This window comes from Paenibacillus sp. FSL M7-0802, assembly GCF_038004945.1.
Classification (GTDB): Bacteria; Bacillota; Bacilli; order Paenibacillales; family Paenibacillaceae; genus Paenibacillus; species Paenibacillus polymyxa_B.
Map to the genome: position 1 here is coordinate 5,037,801 of NZ_JBBOSD010000001.1, position 19,524 is coordinate 5,057,324.

The following is a 19,524-nucleotide window of genomic DNA, read 5'->3' on the forward strand; positions in this document are numbered from 1 at the left end:
CAATAGAAGATGAAGGATTTTTTTCAATATATTCTAGGCGAGGTAAAAAGCGGACGGATACAGAAAGAGGATGCCATTGTAAAAATACGCCAATTTCAAGCTCAAATGGTTTCACATGAGGCCCCGCAAAGCGGAACAGGGACTGCGGGGTCCTTGGCGGATACGGGAGTCCTTATGCTTGAGCCTTTCTGGAAAGAGCAAGTTGCTCATCAGAAAGTGGCACGCCCTGAATTTAGCCAGCATCTGGTGATGCTTTGCGAACTGGATCATTTCGCGGAGCGAAGCATTGAATCGCTCATGAAAGGAACCCGTTGCATCAAGCTGCATGCCAGCCAAAGCAGCATGGATGAACGCTTTCAGGCGTATGCCCTCCAGCTGCTCACGGAAGTGCAAATGGTTCTCACAGAGGAATCCAAGGGTAGCGTACTGATACAGATTGCAGTTTCCGCACAAAGCGCACAGCAACCTTTCGCAGGACTATTGGGATTACTGCAGACAGCTGAGAAAGAAAACCCGAAAATCGTAGGGCAACTCGTAGAATTGGAATCTGTAGGTCTGGAAGAGGTGATTGAGAAATTAAAAGAGAACAGTCAATATCCAAAGAATAAAAGGATACGGTATGAGGATGGTAAACGTTTGGTTCTCGTCTGGAACGAGATGAAACCCACTGAGACAACGGGAAGAGTACCCTGGAAGGATCGGGGGACTTATTTGATTACGGGTGGTGCAGGAGGTTTAGGACTTATTTTTGCGGAGGATATCGCCCAGCGAGTCAGGGAAGCCACGCTAGTTCTTGTAGGCCGTTCAAATCTAGACGAAGGCAAACAGGCCATATTGGAGAAGTTGAAGGCGCTGGGGACCCGCGTTGAGTACAGACAGGTAGATGTAGCACGGAAGGAAGAGGTCTCCAAATTGATCCTTGAGATCAGGGAAGAGTATGGAGGCCTTGATGGTATCCTTCATAGTGCTGGAGTAATACAGGATCGTTTTATTATGAATAAATCACAGGAAGAGTTCGCGGAAGTAATGGCACCAAAGGTTGCCGGACTGGTGAACTTAGATCAGGAGACCAAGGAGCTACATCTGGATTTCTTTATTCTCTTCTCCTCAATAGCTGGGATTATGGGCAACCCCGGTCAAGCCGACTATTCTGCCGCTAATGCCTTTATGGATGCCTATGCCGCGTATCGAAACAGCCTTGTATCCTCAAAGGGGCGCAAAGGGCAGACGCTATCTGTCAATTGGCCTCTTTGGAAGGATGGAGGGATGCATGTGGACGATGACACGGAGAGGGCTTGGCAAAGTATTGGCATGGTAGCCATGCAAGCTTCAAACGGTATCCAGGCTTTATATAACGGTCTGGCCGTCGGACTGAATCAGTTATTAGTAATAGAAGGTGAGCAATCCAAATTGCAAAAGTATTTCCTGGCGTCCCAACCACAGGAGAAAGAATATGTTGAAGAGTCAGCTTCTTCAGAGGTGAATCTTGAACTGCTTCTGGAAAAAACCTTATATCAGCTAAAACTATTGTTTGGAGAAGTTACCAAGCTGAGCATTGACAAGATTGATGTCAGCGAGCCTTTGGAGAGCTATGGCATTGACTCCATCATGATTACAAGGCTTAATCAAAAGCTGCAGGGCATTTTTGGAGAAATATCAATGACCTTGTTTTATGAATATCAGACGTTGGAGGCAGTGGCCGAATATTTTATTGCTGATTATCACAAGGAATGCGTACGGTGGACAGGACTCGGAAGCCCGATAAAGACGGAAGAGAAATCCGTCTCCATTTCCGCAACCTTGCATGCTGCCAGCGAGTTTTCTTTGTCAACCCTGCCAAAGGAAGAAAACAATCGTATCCGCAACACGGCTACTAACAGAGACCGTGTGAAACACGAGCAAATAGCGATTATTGGTATAAGCGGACGATATCCGCAGGCCAAAAATATGGAAGAGTACTGGAGCAACCTGGAACAGGGCAAAGACTGTATAACAGAAATCCCTGCGGAACGCTGGAAGAGGGAAGGGTTCTACTGTTCCGACATCAAAGAAGCGGTTGAGAAGGGCAAAAGCTATAGTAAATATGGAGGATTCGTGGAGGGTTTTGCAGATTTTGATCCTCTCTTCTTTAATATATCTCCCCGGGAAGCAATGAGTATGGATCCTCAGGAGCGAATATTCCTGGAAGAATGCTGGAAGGTTTTCGAGGATGCAGGATATAGCAGGGAACAGCTCGCCGAACAGTATAATGGCCGGATTGGCGTCTTTGCAGGAATTACCGGAACGGGGTTCAATCTATATGGACCAAAGCTGTGGGAACAAGGACAACCCGTATTTCCGCGAACCTCCTTCAGCTCGGTAGCCAACAGAATATCCTATTTCTTGAACTTAAAGGGGCCCAGTATCCCGGTTGATACCATGTGCTCTTCCTCATTAACTGCAATCCACGAGGCCTGTGAGCATATCTTTAACGGTGAATGCGAAATGGCTGTTGCTGGAGGAGTCAACTTATATCTTCATCCTTCAAGCTATATCTTTCTCAGTACGATGAGAATGCTATCGCCTGAGGGGCGGTGTAAAAGCTTTGGGGAAGGCGGGAATGGATTTGTCCCTGGCGAAGGTGCAGGGGTTGTGCTGCTCAAACCTTTGTCACGAGCCATTGCAGACAAGGACCATATCTATGCGGTTATTCGGGGAACCCGTATCAACCATGGAGGAAAAACAAACGGGTATACCGTGCCTAACCCGGTAGCACAGGGTGAACTGATTAGAGAGGCTTTTGATAAAGCAGGCGTAAATGCCCGGGCAGTCAGTTATATTGAGGCCCACGGTACTGGAACGGAGCTCGGTGATCCTATTGAAGTCACCGGGCTTACCCAGGCATTTAAGAAAGATACGCAGGACACGGGGTTTTGTGCTATCGGCTCGGTAAAATCAAACATAGGCCATTTAGAGGCGGCCGCAGGGATTGCAGGCATCGCTAAAATCATCTTGCAAATGAAAAACCGGAAAATTGCCCCTAGCCTGCATTCCCAAAAACTGAACCCTAATATAAACTTTTCCAAAACGCCATTTGTAGTCCAACAGGGACTTTCTGAATGGGAGCGTCCGATAGTGGAGGAGGATGGCGAGCAACGGGAATACCCGAGGATCGCCGGGATATCTTCCTTTGGAGCCGGTGGGGCTAATGCCCATATTGTCCTTGAGGAATACCTCCCTGCGGAACAGGATGACTTTCAAAATCCCTTTACTCCTCCAAGACCGGTCGTCATAGTTCTGTCGGCAAAAAGTGACGGAGCATTGAAGGAGCAGGTAAGCCAATTGGCTGCTGCAATGGATCGGAATGAGTTTTCCGATCACGATCTGGTGAATGTGGCTCATACCTTGCAAACAGGACGTGAGGCGATGGAAGAGCGCCTCGCTGTGGTCGTTGAGTCAGTGGAGGAACTTAAAAACAAGTTGCGGGACTTTATTGGAGGAAGACAGAGTATTGCACACCTTTACCGGGGACAGGCCAAGCGGGACAAGGAGAGCTTGAACATGGCCTCAGAGGAGAAAACGCTCGATGAAACGGTTGATTTACAGATTCTAGCGGAAAAGTACGGCAGAATCTCAGACTTGTGGGTCAAGGGTGTCCGTATTGATTGGAGCAGACTTTACGGTAATGTCCAGCCCCGCCGTATCCCTTTACCCACATATCCTTTTGCCAGAGAACGATATTGGATACATGTAGATGAAGAAAAGCCGTTCGCCAATGTGGCTGCACATCTACATCCATTACTGCATCAAAACACCTCCGTACTTTCTGAGCAAAGATTTAGTTCAACCTTTAGCGGTCAGGAGTTTTATCTGAAGGACTCCGTAGTTGACGGAAAGCTTGTCCTGTCAGAAGCGGCATGCCTTGAAATGGTGCGGGCAGCGGTGGAGCAGTCGTTAACAGTACAGGAGAAGGGTCAGGCAAACATCATTATTAAAGATATTGTATGGACACATGCTCCCGCTATAGGAGATCAGCCGTTAGAAATACATATAGGGCTCTTTCCGGGAGATCAAGGAGCGATTGGCTTCAAAATCTATAGCAGATTAACAGAAGCCGGGGACCCTGTCTTACACAGCCAGGGTAGTGCCGAACTGAAGATGTTAAATGAAGCGGAAACGTGGGATATACAGGCTTTGCAGATGGAGTGCTTTCAGCATGTTTCGCCTGGGATAGACGATGGAGCAGTGTGGGGCATGGGAGCCGACTACAGTCCGGAACATCAGGCCAATGAACAAGTGCATATAGGACAGGGGTTAGTGCTGACCAAGCTATCGTTGCCTTCCGGTATTAGGAATACTGAGGGCTTATTTGTTTTGCATCCCTTTATAATAAATGCTGCTTTGCAAATGCCGCCGGCATACTTGTTTTCGAATGATGAAAATATCATGCGGCCTTCAGGCATTGACCCTCTACAGAAAATACGGCCGACTGCCATTGAGAGACTCGAAATTTTTCGGGAATGTCCCTGTGAAATGTGGGCGTTGATCCGGTATAGCAGAGGAAGCGGGGCTGGTCATAATACGCAGAAGTATGACATTGATTTGTGTGATGAGGCAGGCCAAGTCTGCGTGCGTATAAAAGGATGCTCCTACAAGGTAGTGGGCGCATGTGAGAAAACACCTGGTGTAATGATGCTCCAACCCTTCTGGAAAGAACAGGCGGTTGCGGAGGACACGATGGTTCCCACTTACGAACGACATGTGGTAATGCTTTGCGAAACAGATACCATTGCTGCAGGAGATATCGAGTTCTCCTTGGCAGGAATGGAATGTATCACTCTGCAATCCGGTATGGAAGAGGTTGATCGGCGCTTCGAAAAGTATGCCGTCCAGGTTTTTGAAAAAATAAAAAGTATCCTGAATGACAAACCCAAAGGCAAGGTGCTGGTGCAGATTGTAACGATGCCTCAGCATGAAAAGCTGCTCTTCGCTGGGCTGTGCGGCATACTCAAAACTGCGCAAAAGGAAAATCCAAAGATCGATGGTCAGTTAATTGAAGTTGAGGGTACAGAAAAAATGGAAGGGCTCATCGAAATACTAAAGACGAACAGCCGACACCCTGCGGATAGCCGCATCCGGTTTGCAGAAGGCAAACGTTGGATTCCTGTCTGGAGTAAAGCAGAAATGCCGTCAGAGACATCGGATATTCCATGGAAAGACCGCGGGGTTTATTTGATTACTGGAGGAGCAAAGGGTTTAGGTCTTATTTTTGCTAAAGAGATTGCGCATCAGGCCAAGGAAGTGACTTTGATTCTTACTGGACGTTCCCTACTGGATCAGGACAAGCAGACTTCATTGGAGGAATTAAAGGCATTGGGCGCCCGGGTAGAATACAAGCAGGCGGATGTCACGCGGAAGGAAGCTGTGGTTGGCTTAATTGAAGATATCAAACAGACATACGGCGGAATCAACGGCATCCTGCACAGTGCTGGAATCATCCAGGATAACTATATTATTAAAAAGACTAGCCTGGAATTCAGGGCAGTGCTGGCGCCCAAGGTTGCGGGACTGGTAAATCTGGACCAAGCCAGTAAGGACATTGCTCTTGACTTCTTTATCCTTTTTTCGTCAGGTTCGGGAGTGGGTGGTAATGCAGGTCAGTCTGACTATGCTGCCGCGAATGCTTTTATGGACGCATATGCCTGGTACCGCAATACCTTGGTATCCTCCATGGAGCGTACAGGCAAAACGCTGTCCATCAATTGGCCGTTATGGAAAGATGGCGGAATGCGGCCTGACCAGGAGACGGAGAAGGCCATGCAGAAGGTGGGTATGTATGCGATGAGGACAGAGACAGGAATGAGCGCCCTGTACCAAAGCATAGCCTGTATTTCGGATCAGGTCATGGTGATCGAAGGAGACGTAGATCTAATCAGCACAATGATGGTCATGGAGGGACAGCTTGAAGAAAGCGGTAAAGCATCTCGGGATCAGGCGCTCGGGTCAGAAGCTAACATCGTTCCCTTCACAGCAAACAAGACAGAGTCCGGCCAGGAAGAAGACCTGTTGCGTGAAAAGACGGTCCATTACTTGAAGACTCTGCTTTCATCGTCCATCGGCCTGCCCGTATATCGAATCGAAGAGGATACACCTTTTGAAAATTATGGGGTTGATTCTATAAAGTCTATGGAGTTGACCGATCAGCTGGAGAAAACGTTCGATCAGGTGTCGAGGACTCTATTTTTTGAATATCCGGATATCCGGAGTTTAACGGATTATTTTGTGGAAGCCTATCGAGACCAATTGATTGCTTTGTTTGGTATAGATCAGGTAGCGGTGGCAGGCGCGAAAGCTGACACAACTGTGGCAGCAAACAAGGAAGTGTCCGGCAGAGAAGCGGACCTGCTGCGTGAAAAGACGGTCCATTACTTGAAGACTCTGCTTTCATCGTCCATTGGCCTGCCCGTATATCGAATCGAAGAGAATACACCTTTTGAGAATTATGGGGTTGACTCTATAAAGTCTATGGAGTTGACCGACCAGCTTGAGAAAACGTTCTATCAGGTGTCGAGGACTCTATTTTTTGAATATCCAGATATTCGGAGTTTGACGGAATATTTTGTGGAAGCCTATCGAGACGAGTTGATCGCTTTGTTTGGCATAGGTCAGGCAGCAGCAGCGGGTGCAAAAGCCGACACAACTTCTATAACAAATAAGGTAGTGTCCAGCCAGGAAGAAGAGCTGCTGCGTGAAAAAATGACAAGTTACCTAAAGAGCCTGCTCTCTTCGTCCACTGGACTGCCGGAACATCGCATTGAAGAGGACAAAAATCTGGAAAACTACGGTGTTGACTCCATAAAGTCAATGGAATTAACCGATGAGCTGGAAAAAAACTTCGGACCGCTATCGAGGACCTTACTTTTTGAATATCCGAATATCCAGAGTTTAATAGAATATTTTCTGGAATCGCATCGAGGCGAATTGATTGAATGGTTTGGTATGGAGCAGGTAAAAGCCCCTTCTCCGATATTCCGTCGTCCCCAATTTTCGGCAACCGAGGTAGAGCCTCAGGAGGAGAAGAAACAAGAAACAGGAGCGATGGACATTGCTGTCATCGGGGTGTCCGGGAAATATCCAGGGGCGGAAAATCTTCAGGAGTTCTGGAGCAATCTCCAAGATAGCAAGGACTGCATTACCGAAGTTCCAAAAGACCGTTGGGAGCACGATCTTTATTTTGACAAGGAGAGAAACAAGCCGGGAAAAACCTACTGCAAGTGGGGCGGTTTCATGGAACGAATAAGCTTGTCAGAGCCAGCATTCTTTCATCTCACCCCTTATGAGATCAGTTTAATGGACCCGATGGAGCAACTCTTCCTGGGGATAATATGGAATTTGCTTGAAAGTGCAGGATATACGCGAGAGGCAATACAGAAGAAACACCAGAATAAAGTTGGCGTCTATGTGGGCGCTACGTATCATAAATACTGCTCCTGTGATATCGAACCGGACTCTGCCCAACGGGTAACATCATTTGGGTCTGTTGCAGTCGCAAACCCCATGTCGCATTATTTCAATTTCCAGGGACCGAGCATATCCATTGATACGATGAGCTCTTCCTCAGCTGTAGCTGTCCATATGGCATGTGAAAGCCTGATCAGGGGAGAGTGTCAAATAGCGGTAGCTGGCGGGGGGAATCTATTGACCAGTCCCAAAAAGTATATTGAATCCAGTCAAAATCAGTTGATTGGAAGTCATGAAGATAGCAGAAGCTTTGCAGATGGGGATGGGTACCTTCCAGCGGAAGGAGTTGGAGCGGTACTCTTAAAACCGCTTCATAAGGCTGTACAGGATGGAGATTGCATTTTAGCGGTTATTAAATCCACGGCAACCAATCATGGGGGACATAGCAATGGATATACAATCCCTAACCCAAATGCGCAGGCGCAACTAGTCGAAGAAAACTTTTTGAAAGCCGGTATAGACCCCCGGACGATCAGTTATGTAGAGGCAGCCGCAAATGGTTCTACATTGGGAGACCCTATTGAACTTGCTGCTTTGAATAAAGCATTCCAGAAATTTACGACTGAGCAGCAATTTTGTGCCATTGGCTCAGTCAAATCCAATATAGGGCATGCAGAAGCGGCTTCGGGAATATCACAGCTAACCAAGGTCATATTGCAATTGTGGCATCGAAAACTGGTTCCTACCATTAAGGCCGAGAAGCTTAACCCTAATATTAATTTCAGTAATACTCCATTTTATTTGCAACGGGAGGTTCAGGAATGGGAGCGGCCTGTAATTGAGATTCAGGGAGAAGAACGGGAATTCCCGTTGCGGGCAACCGTAAGCTCCTTTGGTGCGGGAGGCTCTAATGTGCATTTCATTCTGGAAGAATATATCCCTTCAGAAAAAGACAACATTCATTTACGAGTGGCAGATCAGCCCCAAGTGGTGATTCTCTCGGACATAAATCGTGAGAGACTGATGGCGCTTGCCAATCAATTACTGGGATATCTGGAGCAGCAGAGCGATGATGCCTTACAAGATATTGCCTTTACACTTCAGACAGGCCGCGAAGCGATGACATGCCGGGCGGCAATCGTAGCGAATACGCGGCAGGATCTACTCACGGGTCTTAGGGAACTTCTCGAAATAGCCGATAGCGGCAACGGGCCCGAAGGGGCATCTATTCCTTTATTTATAGGAGAAAGTGCAGAAGACTCAAATACGAGTGCGCTTCTCTCAGGGAAAATAGGAGAGACCGTTTCTCAATTGCTGCTAGAGGAGAAAAATATGGAAAATATAGCGATGTATTGGAGCCAGGGGGGCAGGATTTCATGGGAGGCACTCCATGAGGATAAAGATGTTCGCAGAATCCCCCTACCGATAACCCTGTTTTAAACATAAACAGGGAACCGATCACTATCAGATGGAAAATACAAAATATTCTGGAGGTAAATCATGAGGGAATTTAAAGATAAGATAGCCGTAGTTACGGGAGCCGCCAGTGGGATTGGCCGTGCTATTGCGGATCGATGTGTAAATGAGGGCATGAAGGTCGTCCTCGCGGATATTGAGGAGGAGGCCCTTCTAAGGGCCGAAAAACAATTGAAAGACATGGGTGCAGAAACGTTATCCGTGGTGACGGATATTTCCAAAGAAGCTGATATACGTGCATTAGCGCAAAAAACGGTTCAGACATTTGGGGCTGTGCATCTTTTGTTCAACAATGCAGGGGTGGACGCCGGCACGGGCTGCTTATTATGGGAAAATACGGTGGCGGATTGGCAGTGGGTAATAAACGTAAACATATGGGGGATTCTCTTTGCAACTGAAATTTTTGTTCCTATTATGCTGAAACAGAAAACCGCATGTCATATTGTGAATACAGCTTCCATCGCCGGGCTATTGTCCGGCCCTGGTAATGGCATATATAGCGCGTCAAAACATGCCGTTTTAAGCTTGTCTGAAACGCTACACCAAGAACTCAGATTGATAGGTTCCAATGTAGGAGTTTCGGTTGTCTGCCCCGGGTTCGTACGCACCCAAATTATGGATGCGGAACGGAACCGACCGACGGAGCTGAGTAAGCAGACCGGACTAGGAAATCTTCCCCCGGAAAGACAAGTCATTAATCAATTGGCCCGCAAGGCTGTCCAGAATGGAATACTTCCAGAGGATGTAGCAAATCAGATGTTTGAGGGAATCAAAAAAGGGCAGCTATATATCATAACAGAGCCGAAATTCAAACCTGCAATAAGACAACATATGGAGAATGTTCTTAACGAAAGCAATCCCACAGCTTCCCAAATGCAATTAGTTCGTAATTTACTGTGAAATATGTATTTTAAATGGTGTTATTGGGATTTTATCAATGAGTATGTTGTGGGAGGTTAGAATGGACAGATCTGTGATTTTTATGTTTTCAGGCCAAGGCTCACAATACTACGGCATGGGAAGAGAATTATATAAGTTAAATCCAGTTTTCCGAAAATGGATGACCAAGCTGGATGAGATTCATACGGATATTACAGGCAGGTCCGTATTAAAAATGCTGTACGACGACAACCGTGGGAGGGGAGACGTGTTTGATAGCCTGTTATATACTCACCCTGCAATTTTCATGGTGGAGTATGCCCTCACACAGGTATTACTGGAAAAGGGGATTTATCCTGATTATGTTTTAGGTTCCAGCCTCGGTGAGTTTGCATCTGTTGCTGCGGCTGGTTGTATGAGTTATGAAGATACTCTTCAATGCCTTGTCAAGCAAGCAGAAGTGGTAGAAACCTACTGTCCAAAGGGTGGCATGCTGGCCGTAATTGGCGACCTCAGTCTGTATGACCAAATATCCGTATTGAATGCCAACTCAGAGTTAGCATCAATCAACTATGACTCGCATTTTGTCATTTCTGGAAGCTGTGAGGAACTGGAAGAAATTGAACGCTACTTGATAGCAAATGAGATTATATGTCAAAGGTTACCGGTTCAGTTTGCTTTTCACTCTTCCTTAATGGACCCTATAGCCTTGGAATATACAGCGTATTTAAAGCTTAAGACCCTAAGGAATCCGACTCTAAATATGGTTTCATCTATGTTCGGAGGAAAGGCGACATCCCTTGACAACCGTTTTCTTTGGGATGTCACTAGAAAACCTATCCGTTTTCGGAACGCTTTAAAATGTCTGGGAGACGGGGACGGGGTCATCTATATTGACCTTGGCCCCTCGGGCACTCTTGCTAATTTTGTGAAGTACAATTTTGGTAGCAAGAAAATGGCAAGTATTTGTTCTATTCTTTCACCTTTTCAAAACGATATGAAAAATTTGGATCGTCTATTTGAAATATTCGACTAATATGCATTCACTAGCAAAAAGGAGGACACAAATGATCGCATATCTGTTCCCTGGACAAGGGGCTCAAGCCAAAGGCATGGGAGTAGGACTATTTGACGAATTTCAGGAATTGGTTGCAAAAGCGGATGCTATTCTTGGTTATTCTATTAAGAAACTGTGTCTTGAAGATCCTGCCAATCAACTAGGACAAACGGATTTTACCCAACCGGCGCTATTTGTCGTAAACGCTTTGAGTTATCTTAATAAATTAAAAGAGACTGGAAGAAAACCCGATTATGTTGCAGGACATAGCCTAGGTGAATACAATGCCTTATTTGCCGCAGAGGCATTTGACTTTGAAACGGGCTTGAAGCTGGTTAAAAAAAGAGGAGAACTGATGGTCAAGGCTACCGGTGGTGGTATGGCAGCGGTCATAGGCTTGAACGAGGAAGTATTTAGAGAAGTTATCGAGAAAAATAATTTAAGGGAGATTGATGTTGCTAATTTTAATTCGCCAAGCCAGATTGTCATCTCAGGACCGAAGGACATGATTGAGCAGGCGCAGCCAATTTTTGAGGATGCAGGAGCCACAAACTATGTGATTTTAAATGTAAGTGGAGCATTTCACTCCAGGTATTTGGAAGATGCCAGACAGAGATTTGAGGCCTATGCGTCACAGTTCGAATTCTCAAAATTGAAAATACCAGTCATTTCAAATATCTATGCCAGACCCTACAGGCAGCAAGATGTAAGGAGTACGCTGATCAACCAGATCGTAAGTCCAGTCAAATGGTCGGAAAGTATAAGATATCTAATGGGTAAAAATGTAACCCAGTTCATACAGGTTGGGCCTGGAAAAGTCATAACAGGGTTGGTTAACGCAATACAACGAGACGCAGAACCGCTGATTGTGAGGGAGGATGAGGAACGTAGCGAGCAGGTACAGGAAGTAAAGTCGAAGAATAGTATATCCGGCCAACGATTTACGGCGGAGTCTCTTGGTCATAGCGAATTCAAAAAATATTATGGACTTAAATACGCGTATCTTATGGGTTCGATGTATAAGGGAATATCTTCAAAAGAGATGGTCGTAAAAGCAGGTAAGGCAGGAATGATGGGATTCTTTGGGGCAGGGGGAGTCAAGATTGGGGCCCTTGAGGAAGCTATAAAGTATATTCAGCAAGAATTGAACCAAGGCGAAGCCTACGGAATGAATCTTATTCATGTTCCCGATCACCTGGAAATAGAAAATAACATCGTTGATTTGTACATAAAATACGGTGTTAGAACTATTGAAGCCTCTGCGTTCATGAGTATAACGCCTTCTTTGGTAAGGTACAGATTGAAGGGTTTGAAACGAAATGAAAAGGGGATCGTAACACCGCAGAACAGGATTATAGCGAAAGTATCAAGACCCGAGGTTGTGGAGGCATTCTTGAGTCCTGCGCCTCAGAATATCGTAAATAAACTGCTCGAGGAAAATAGGATAAGCCGGGATGAGGCCCGGATGGCGATGGAAATTCCTATGGTAGACGATCTGTGTGTCGAGGCTGATTCAGGCGGGCATACTGATCATGCTGTTGCATATGTACTGGTTCCGTTAATGCTTAAAATGAGGGATGAAGCGTTACTTAAGTATAAATACAATAAAAGTATAAGGGTAGGGGCAGCCGGGGGGATAGGGACTCCACAAGCTGCTGCGGCAGCGTTTATACTGGGTGCGGATTTTATCATGACAGGCTCAATCAACCAATGTACGGTTGAAGCAGGGACAAGTGATGATGTAAAGGATTTGCTCCAGCAGTTAAATATACAGGATACAGACTACGCTCCCGCAGGAGATATGTTTGAAATGGGAGCAAAAATTCAGGTTATGAAAAAAGGAGTTTTTTTCCCGGCCAGGGCGAATAAATTATATGATCTTTACCGTAATTATAACTCCATAGATGAAATTGATAGCGGAACCAAAAAATATATCGAAGAAAAGTATTTTAAGAAGAGTATTGAACAAGTATATGAAGATATTAAAGCTTATTACCCGGCTGAGATCATTGAAAAAGCTGAAAGAATTCCTAAACGTAAGATGGCGTTGATATTTAGATGGTACTTTACTTATTCTAGACGACTTGCAATGAATGGAGACAAACACAGTAAGGTTGATTATCAAGTACACTGCGGACCAGCCCTTGGCGCTTTTAACCAATGGGTCAAGGGAACAGTCTTTGAGAATTGGAAGAACAGGCATGTTGATGAAATAGGACAAAAAATAATGGTTGAAACTGCGGAATACCTGAATGAGAGGTATAAAGCTTTAACGATAATGTGAGTATATGTGTGGAGAAAAATAGAAATCATTAAGATGATAGGGATAAAAGAAAGTGGGGTTTTTCATGCATAGTTATAGGACTCATAACTGTGGAGAATTGGATCAAAAACATGTCGGCGAAGTAGTGAGAATTGCAGGATGGATAAAAAATATGCGTGACCATGGCGGGGTTATTTTTATTGACCTTAGGGATCATTATGGAGTAACGCAGGTTGTTGTTTCTGATAATAACGAATTGAAAGATTTTGTATCAAAGATCACCAGAGAGTCAACCATTTCTGTTACAGGTACTGTATGTAACAGATCTGAAAATACGATTAGTCCCACTATGAAAACCGGGCATATTGAGTTAGCTGCTAATGAGATAAAAGTTTTAGGGAAGGTAGTGAATCCATTACCTTTTGAAGTATCTTTAGCAAATGAAGCTCGGGAAGATTTAAGATTAAAGTATCGTTTCTTGGATCTACGGAATGAAAAAATACACAATAATATTATACTTCGTTCTAAAGTAATTCAAAGTATCAGAAGAAAGATGATCGATTTGAATTTTTTAGAGATCCAGACACCTATCCTGACAAGTTCATCTCCAGAAGGCGCCAGAGACTATCTAGTTCCTAGTAGAGTACATCCAGGCCAATTTTATGCCTTGCCTCAGGCACCTCAACAATTTAAACAATTATTAATGGTTTCGGGTTTTGATAAATATTTTCAAATTGCTCCTTGCTTTAGAGATGAGGATGCAAGGGCAGACAGATCACCCGGCGAGTTTTATCAGCTGGATTTGGAAATGGCTTTTGCAACACAGGAAGATGTCTTTAATGTAGTTGAAAATATGCTATATGAAGTTTTCTCTGAATTTACAAATTTTAAAATCTCAAAGCCTTTTACCAGGATTCCATATCAAGAAGCCATGCTCAAATACGGGAGCGATAAACCTGATTTAAGAAATCCATTAATTATCCATGATGTTACAGAGCTGTTTACAGAGACTGATTTTAAAGTATTTAAAAATAAAACGATAAGAGTTATTGCTGTTCCTGGTTGTGGAGCACAGCCAAGAAGCTTTTATGACGATATAGTAAACTTTGCTGTTGAGGCTGGAGCGAAAGGCCTCTCATGGATTAAGTTCAATGATGATATGTCTCTTAGTGGCTCTATTGCAAAATTCATTTCTGAAGAGGTGAAAAACGAATTAATACATGTTACGCAAGCTAGTTCAGGATATGCACTGTTTTTTGCTGCTGATCAACTTGAAAATGTCGAAAAAATAGCCGGTGCTGTCAGAAATCAATTAGGAAAAAGACTGGATTTGCTGGAAAAGGATATATATAAATTTTGCTGGATAGTTGATTTTCCTATGTTTGAATTGGATCCTGATACTCATAAAATTGGGTTTAGTCATAATCCTTTTTCGATGCCACAAGGTGGTATGGATGCGCTGCTGAATATGAATCCTCTTGATATCCTAGCGTACCAATATGATATTGTATGTAATGGGATTGAACTGTCCTCGGGTGCTGTCCGTAACCATGATACGGAGATTATGGTAAAAGCCTTTGAGATTGCAGGTTATACATATGGAGATATCAAGAGTAAATTTCCTGCACTCTTTAATGCTTTTCAATTTGGGCCGCCGCCTCATGCAGGTATAGCACCTGGAATTGATAGGATTGTTATGATCATTGCAAATGAATCGAATATCCGAGAGGTTATTGCTTTTCCAATGAATAGCAAAGCGCAGGATCTATTAATGGGAGCACCTTCGGAGGTTACTGAGAAACAATTGAGAGATGTTCATATAAAATTGGTAAATACTCAGCCAGAAACAGAATAAACAGATTCAACAACATACTGAAAGCAAAGGCTGAAATCGGCACGTATTTGAATCTCATTGAGTGTGTTAAAAACTCTCCCTGCTAGATGCAGAGGAGAGTTTTTTTATTTAGCTCAGATTGGGGTTGTTCACGATGACAATCTTCATCGGTATACTAGAAGGTATGGCAGGCTTATCAAGTGGAGCTATGCCAAAAAGTAGAAATTATAGGAATACAGGAAAATCGAAATAGCTAGAAACGAAAGAATCAGCGTCGCGGTGTATACCTTTCTTAACAATGTTGTTTTGGAAACATTGCATTTTCTTACAGCAAGATAGGCAGCCGGTACAAAGGCAAGCCCAAGTACCCAGAAAAAGATAATATTCAAATTGAAATTGGACATAGGCTGAAAGGGGTCGCCTATCAATTGGATGCTGGAAGCAATGAGATTGACGATCACAAGCAGACCCAGCAATGGTATTACGGTTACACTGTCAGGGAAGGGAAGCCGCGAAGTATTCTTCTGCTTTCTTGCGTCCTTGAGCTTCCGCAGCCACCCTGTAATACCAAAAACAAACCCAAGCGCAAACCAAATGCCGCATGCCCCCACTAGAATATAACTGAAAATGGATGTTTGCAGGAAGGAGATCGGCAATTGGTCATCGATCACTCCATATGACAACTGCGTCACTTTACCATCGGCATTGGTTAAGAAAAAAAGACGACTGATGTTTAAGCCCGCGTAATCATAAGAAGTGCTCCCAGGAGTCACACGTTCAAAAAAATAGGGTTTGGTTTCTACATAATCAACATGAATATTCATGGATGGAATACTCAGAGTGATTCCGCCATTGCCGTTGGCTGTGACCACTTCTTCCGCATTGGATAATACGGGTATAAGCTTCAATATACCAGATGATACTGCACGAGCAGAACGGTATTTTCCCGCCACATCCGCGCTATGCTTCAACGTGCTATCCGCTTGCGGAGTAGCGTGGGAATCCCCAACAAACAGGTCAATGAGTTCGCTTCTTGCACCGGACATTTCATTTTCCACATTGGTCAGGATGCTGATCCCAAAGTTTTGATCCGGCACGATAGAGACCAGAGAGGAGAATGAATCTGTATTTCCACCGTGCTCGATAACACGATAATCTCCCGCGAACCGTTCCCAAAAGCCATGGGCATTCCCCGGAAGCTCGGGATAGTGGGTATATGAAGCCTCATGCATTTCTCGCAGGGTTTCATTCTTGTTGAATAGCGAATATTTTAAGGAATGCTCCATGTTCAGATGAGCAAGCATAAAATGAGCCATGTCCTCCGAAGTAATGTTTAACGCACCCGCCGGCACATCATTAAAGAAAACATTGGGCTTTGCCACCCAGTTTCCATCCTTCTTGGAGTAGCCTGTTGCTTTATGTTCGATAACCTCCGGGATAAGATCATATCGTTGTGTAAAGTAAGAATGTTTCATGTCTAGAGGCTCAAATATATGTTTCTGAATATAGGTTTCAAAAGGCATTCCGGATACACGTTCTATAATATAACCGGCCAGGTTGGTCCCATAGTTGGAATAAGCAATCACTGTTCCAGGCTCATAAATCTGTTCAGGCTGATTTCTGGGTGCGATATGCTCCTTGAGAGACCTAAGATCAGCAGGATCATGAACCAAAAGTTTTTCCAGGTGCTCCTCAAAACCTGCCGTGTGGCTCATCAGTGATTTCAGGGTAATAGGCTTATCAAAAGAAAGCTTGAGAAAGCCGTCAGGCAAGTATGTGCGGATGTCCGTATTCAAATCCAGCTTTTCCTGCTCAACCAGTTGCATTACTGCCGTCCAGGTGAACAATTTCGATACTGAACCGGCCTCCATATAGGTTGTTTCCGTACTCATGGGTGTTTTTTTCTCGATGTTTGAGTATCCGTAACCTTTTGAAAAAACAATTTTCCCGTCCTTTACTATGGAAACCGCAGCACCAGGAATCGCTGTTCCTATATATTTTTTCATAATTTGATCTGTTCTGTTTTCGATTTCGGAAATCGGAATTCCAGAGGGCGTGGTTGGAACGGACCCAGAAGCATATGCCTGGACCGGGATAAATGCCATCAATGCCAACAGGAACAAAGAGGCAAATCGTTTTTTCAATTTCATATCAAGTCTCCTTTTTGCTGCACTTGAATCTTTAAGGGCAGTCTGTTTTTTGGAACATTTTTAGTGTAGCAATCAAGTCTTTCTTATTTCTCTCCTGTTCCTTACTTTTTTCTTTCTCGAATTAAGCTTCAACTCTCAAGTGATTTACCGAAAAAAAGCTATATTTACGTTGGAACAGCTTTATATGTATGTTGCCAACCTATAAAATAAAGACAAGAAGAATCCTCATAGTTGAAAAAAATAGGAGATGACAATAAATGAAAGCTTGTGAACCTCTAACTATTTCATCTGAAAGCGGATACAATCTTCAAACCGATGAAAGTGTGCCCATTGCCCACGCTTGGAACATGATTGCGCGAGATCATAAGCAAGTGTTTGGCCGCAAGCCATTGCAAACAGAAGTAGAGCCCTCGATCATTATCCGTTATGCGCAGGAAGGAGATAGCTGCCCGCATTGGCCAGAGGGCTATTGTCTGCGTTTTGTTGCTGGTAGCAAGGGAACGGTACTCCATATTATTGGCCGTGATGAATTAGGAATTATTTATGGACTGCTTCATTACAGCCGTTTCGCTCTGGGTGTGGAGCCGTTCTGGTTCTGGGCGGAGCTTCTCCCGCCTAAGCGGGATACCATCGTTTTGCCAAGTCAGAATGTTGACAGTATACCGTCCAAGGTCCGATATCGGGGATGGTTTGTCAATGATGAGGTATGCTTGATTGGCTGGAAGGAAGATTATCCACCAACGGAGCAGGTGTGGCAGCCCGTTTTTGAAGCGTTACTGCGGTGCGGTGGAAATATGGTGATTCCCGGAACCGATTTACCACGCACAGGTATCCATCATAAGCTTGCAGCAGACATGGGCTTATGGATCACACATCATCATGCCGAGCCGTTGGGGGCGGAAATGTTTTTGCGCGCCTTTCCGGGTAAACAAGCTAGCTACAGAGAGCATCCCGAGTTGTTTGAACAGCTGTGGCAGGAAGCGATTGAACGGCAGAAGGAAGAGAAAATTGTATGGGTATTGTCTTTTCGCGGGCAGGGTGACAAGCCTTTTTGGGAAGATGATCCTTCCTTTAATACGCCGGACAAACGCGGACAATTAATATCGTATGTGGTTCGCAAGCAGTACAATATGATCTGTGAATTTGTGGAGCAGCCCGTGTGCTGTATGGCGATGTATGGTGAGATTGCCGAGTTATACAAGCAGGGGCATATTGAAGTACCCGAAGGGGTGATCAAAATATGGGCAGACAATGGTTACGGTAAAATGGTATCTCGGCGCCATGGGAATCTCAATTATCGTGTACCAGCATTGCCCGAGGCGCTGGATGGGGGTAAGAATGGAGTATATTACCATGTGACCTTCCACGACTTGCAAGCGTCGAACCATCTTACCCAATTTCCTTCCTCAGCCAGCTTGATTGTAGAGGAATTGACAGCAGCGTTTACTACAGGGGCGGACGAGTACCTGCTGGTCAATTCAGGAAATATTTTGCCACATGTATATACGCTGGATTTAGTAGCAAATTTATGGACGAAGGGTAACGTGGATACCGAAGAGCAGCTTACTGATTTTATCGGGCGGCTGTACAGTAGTCAGCTTCAAGAGATTTCCCAATTATACCGGGATTATTCCCGTTGCACTATCGTTTATGGCCCGCATAAGGATGATCGAGCAGGGGAGGAATTCTATCACCATCCGGCTCGGCAAATTATGGGGTATTGGCTACAAGGCAAAGAAAGCAGTGATGAACGGCTGTACTGGGCTACTGGAGAAAGGCCTTTTCCTGAACAGGTACGCTGGTTCAAGGAAAAAGCCGAGTCGGCAATCCCGGATTGGGTTGAACTACGAGAGCGGTGTCTACGAATAATGAAGCAGTTGTCTGAAGATGAATGTCGCAGGCTGTATAATCAACTGCTTGTGCAGATTGAACTGCATCTGAGTGGTTCACGTGGACTGGCAAGCTTATGTAGCGCTTATGGGCTGTTCCTTGAAAAAGATTACCCAAGAGCATTTATACAAGCTTCTCATGCCGTTTGGAGCTACCGGATGGGTAAAGAAGCGTTGTCGCTCGCAGGAACTGGAAGATGGGAGCATTTCTACCGGGCAGATTGGTTAACCAATCTAGATAACACTATTTCTCATGCGGACACTGTGCGGAGATTTCTTCGTCTTCAGGGAGACAGTCCGGATATGTTCCTGTGGTCCAAACAATATTTAATGCCAGAAACAGAGAAATATATCTACCTGGAGAATACGCATCGCAAGCCCCTTCCCGATGATGAGTTGGCACGCTGTCTGGAGAAGGTATTATATTAAAAGGATCTTAGAACTTGTATGACTTCTGATAAAGAACCTTCCAATCCATGAAGTTAGATGGACAGGAAGGTTCTTTATAACCTGATCTACATATTCGTTGAGCTTCT

At 44.7% G+C, this 19,524-nt stretch carries 7 protein-coding genes; 6 read left to right on the forward strand and 1 reads right to left on the reverse strand.

Annotated elements, in window-relative coordinates; all coding sequences use genetic code 11:
* Nucleotides 1–9: 9 nt before the first annotated feature.
* From MHB54_RS23015 to aspS, 5 genes are all read left to right on the forward strand, one after another.
* On the forward strand, nucleotides 10–8,880 hold the full coding sequence (locus MHB54_RS23015) for a type I polyketide synthase (protein WP_340982038.1): 8,871 nt from the start codon (nucleotides 10–12) through the stop codon (nucleotides 8,878–8,880).
* Between the two features lie 60 nt (nucleotides 8,881–8,940).
* Entirely contained in the window at nucleotides 8,941–9,816 is an 876-nt protein-coding gene (locus MHB54_RS23020) for an SDR family NAD(P)-dependent oxidoreductase (protein ID WP_023989386.1), read from the forward strand.
* A gap of 115 nt (nucleotides 9,817–9,931) precedes the next feature.
* Nucleotides 9,932–10,831, forward strand: coding sequence for an acyltransferase domain-containing protein (locus tag MHB54_RS23025; RefSeq protein ID WP_340982144.1), 900 nt, complete (start codon nucleotides 9,932–9,934; stop codon nucleotides 10,829–10,831).
* 31 nt (nucleotides 10,832–10,862) lie between these two features.
* Nucleotides 10,863–13,136 carry an ACP S-malonyltransferase gene (fabD, locus tag MHB54_RS23030; RefSeq protein WP_264453582.1) on the forward strand — a complete coding sequence of 758 codons (2,274 nt, stop codon included), beginning with the start codon at nucleotides 10,863–10,865 and terminating at the stop codon, nucleotides 13,134–13,136.
* A 64-nt stretch (nucleotides 13,137–13,200) separates the two neighbouring features.
* Nucleotides 13,201–14,970, forward strand: coding sequence for an aspartate--tRNA ligase (gene aspS / locus MHB54_RS23035; RefSeq protein ID WP_264453583.1), 1,770 nt, complete (start codon nucleotides 13,201–13,203; stop codon nucleotides 14,968–14,970).
* Nucleotides 14,971–15,155: 185 nt separating this feature from the next.
* On the opposite strand, the gene MHB54_RS23040 is transcribed toward aspS, so the two are convergent.
* Nucleotides 15,156–17,099 (reverse strand): serine hydrolase domain-containing protein, encoded by a 1,944-nt coding sequence (locus MHB54_RS23040; RefSeq protein ID WP_264453584.1) that lies wholly within the window; start codon nucleotides 17,097–17,099, stop codon nucleotides 15,156–15,158.
* Between the two features lie 257 nt (nucleotides 17,100–17,356).
* On the opposite strand from MHB54_RS23040, the gene MHB54_RS23045 reads away from it, so the two are divergent.
* Nucleotides 17,357–19,417 (forward strand): glycosyl hydrolase 115 family protein, encoded by a 2,061-nt coding sequence (locus MHB54_RS23045; RefSeq protein ID WP_081326415.1) that lies wholly within the window; start codon nucleotides 17,357–17,359, stop codon nucleotides 19,415–19,417.
* The last annotated feature ends 107 nt before the right edge of the window (nucleotides 19,418–19,524 follow it).

Coding starts and splice junctions, on each gene's coding strand:
- MHB54_RS23015 (WP_340982038.1), top strand. CDS start 10: ATGAAGGATTTTTTTCAATATATTCTAGGCGAGGTAAAAAGCGGACGG.
- MHB54_RS23020 (WP_023989386.1), top strand. CDS start 8,941: ATGAGGGAATTTAAAGATAAGATAGCCGTAGTTACGGGAGCCGCCAGT.
- MHB54_RS23025 (WP_340982144.1), top strand. CDS start 9,932: ATGGGAAGAGAATTATATAAGTTAAATCCAGTTTTCCGAAAATGGATG.
- fabD (WP_264453582.1), top strand. CDS start 10,863: ATGATCGCATATCTGTTCCCTGGACAAGGGGCTCAAGCCAAAGGCATG.
- aspS (WP_264453583.1), top strand. CDS start 13,201: ATGCATAGTTATAGGACTCATAACTGTGGAGAATTGGATCAAAAACAT.
- MHB54_RS23040 (WP_264453584.1), bottom strand. CDS start 17,099: ATGAAATTGAAAAAACGATTTGCCTCTTTGTTCCTGTTGGCATTGATG.
- MHB54_RS23045 (WP_081326415.1), top strand. CDS start 17,357: ATGAAAGCTTGTGAACCTCTAACTATTTCATCTGAAAGCGGATACAAT.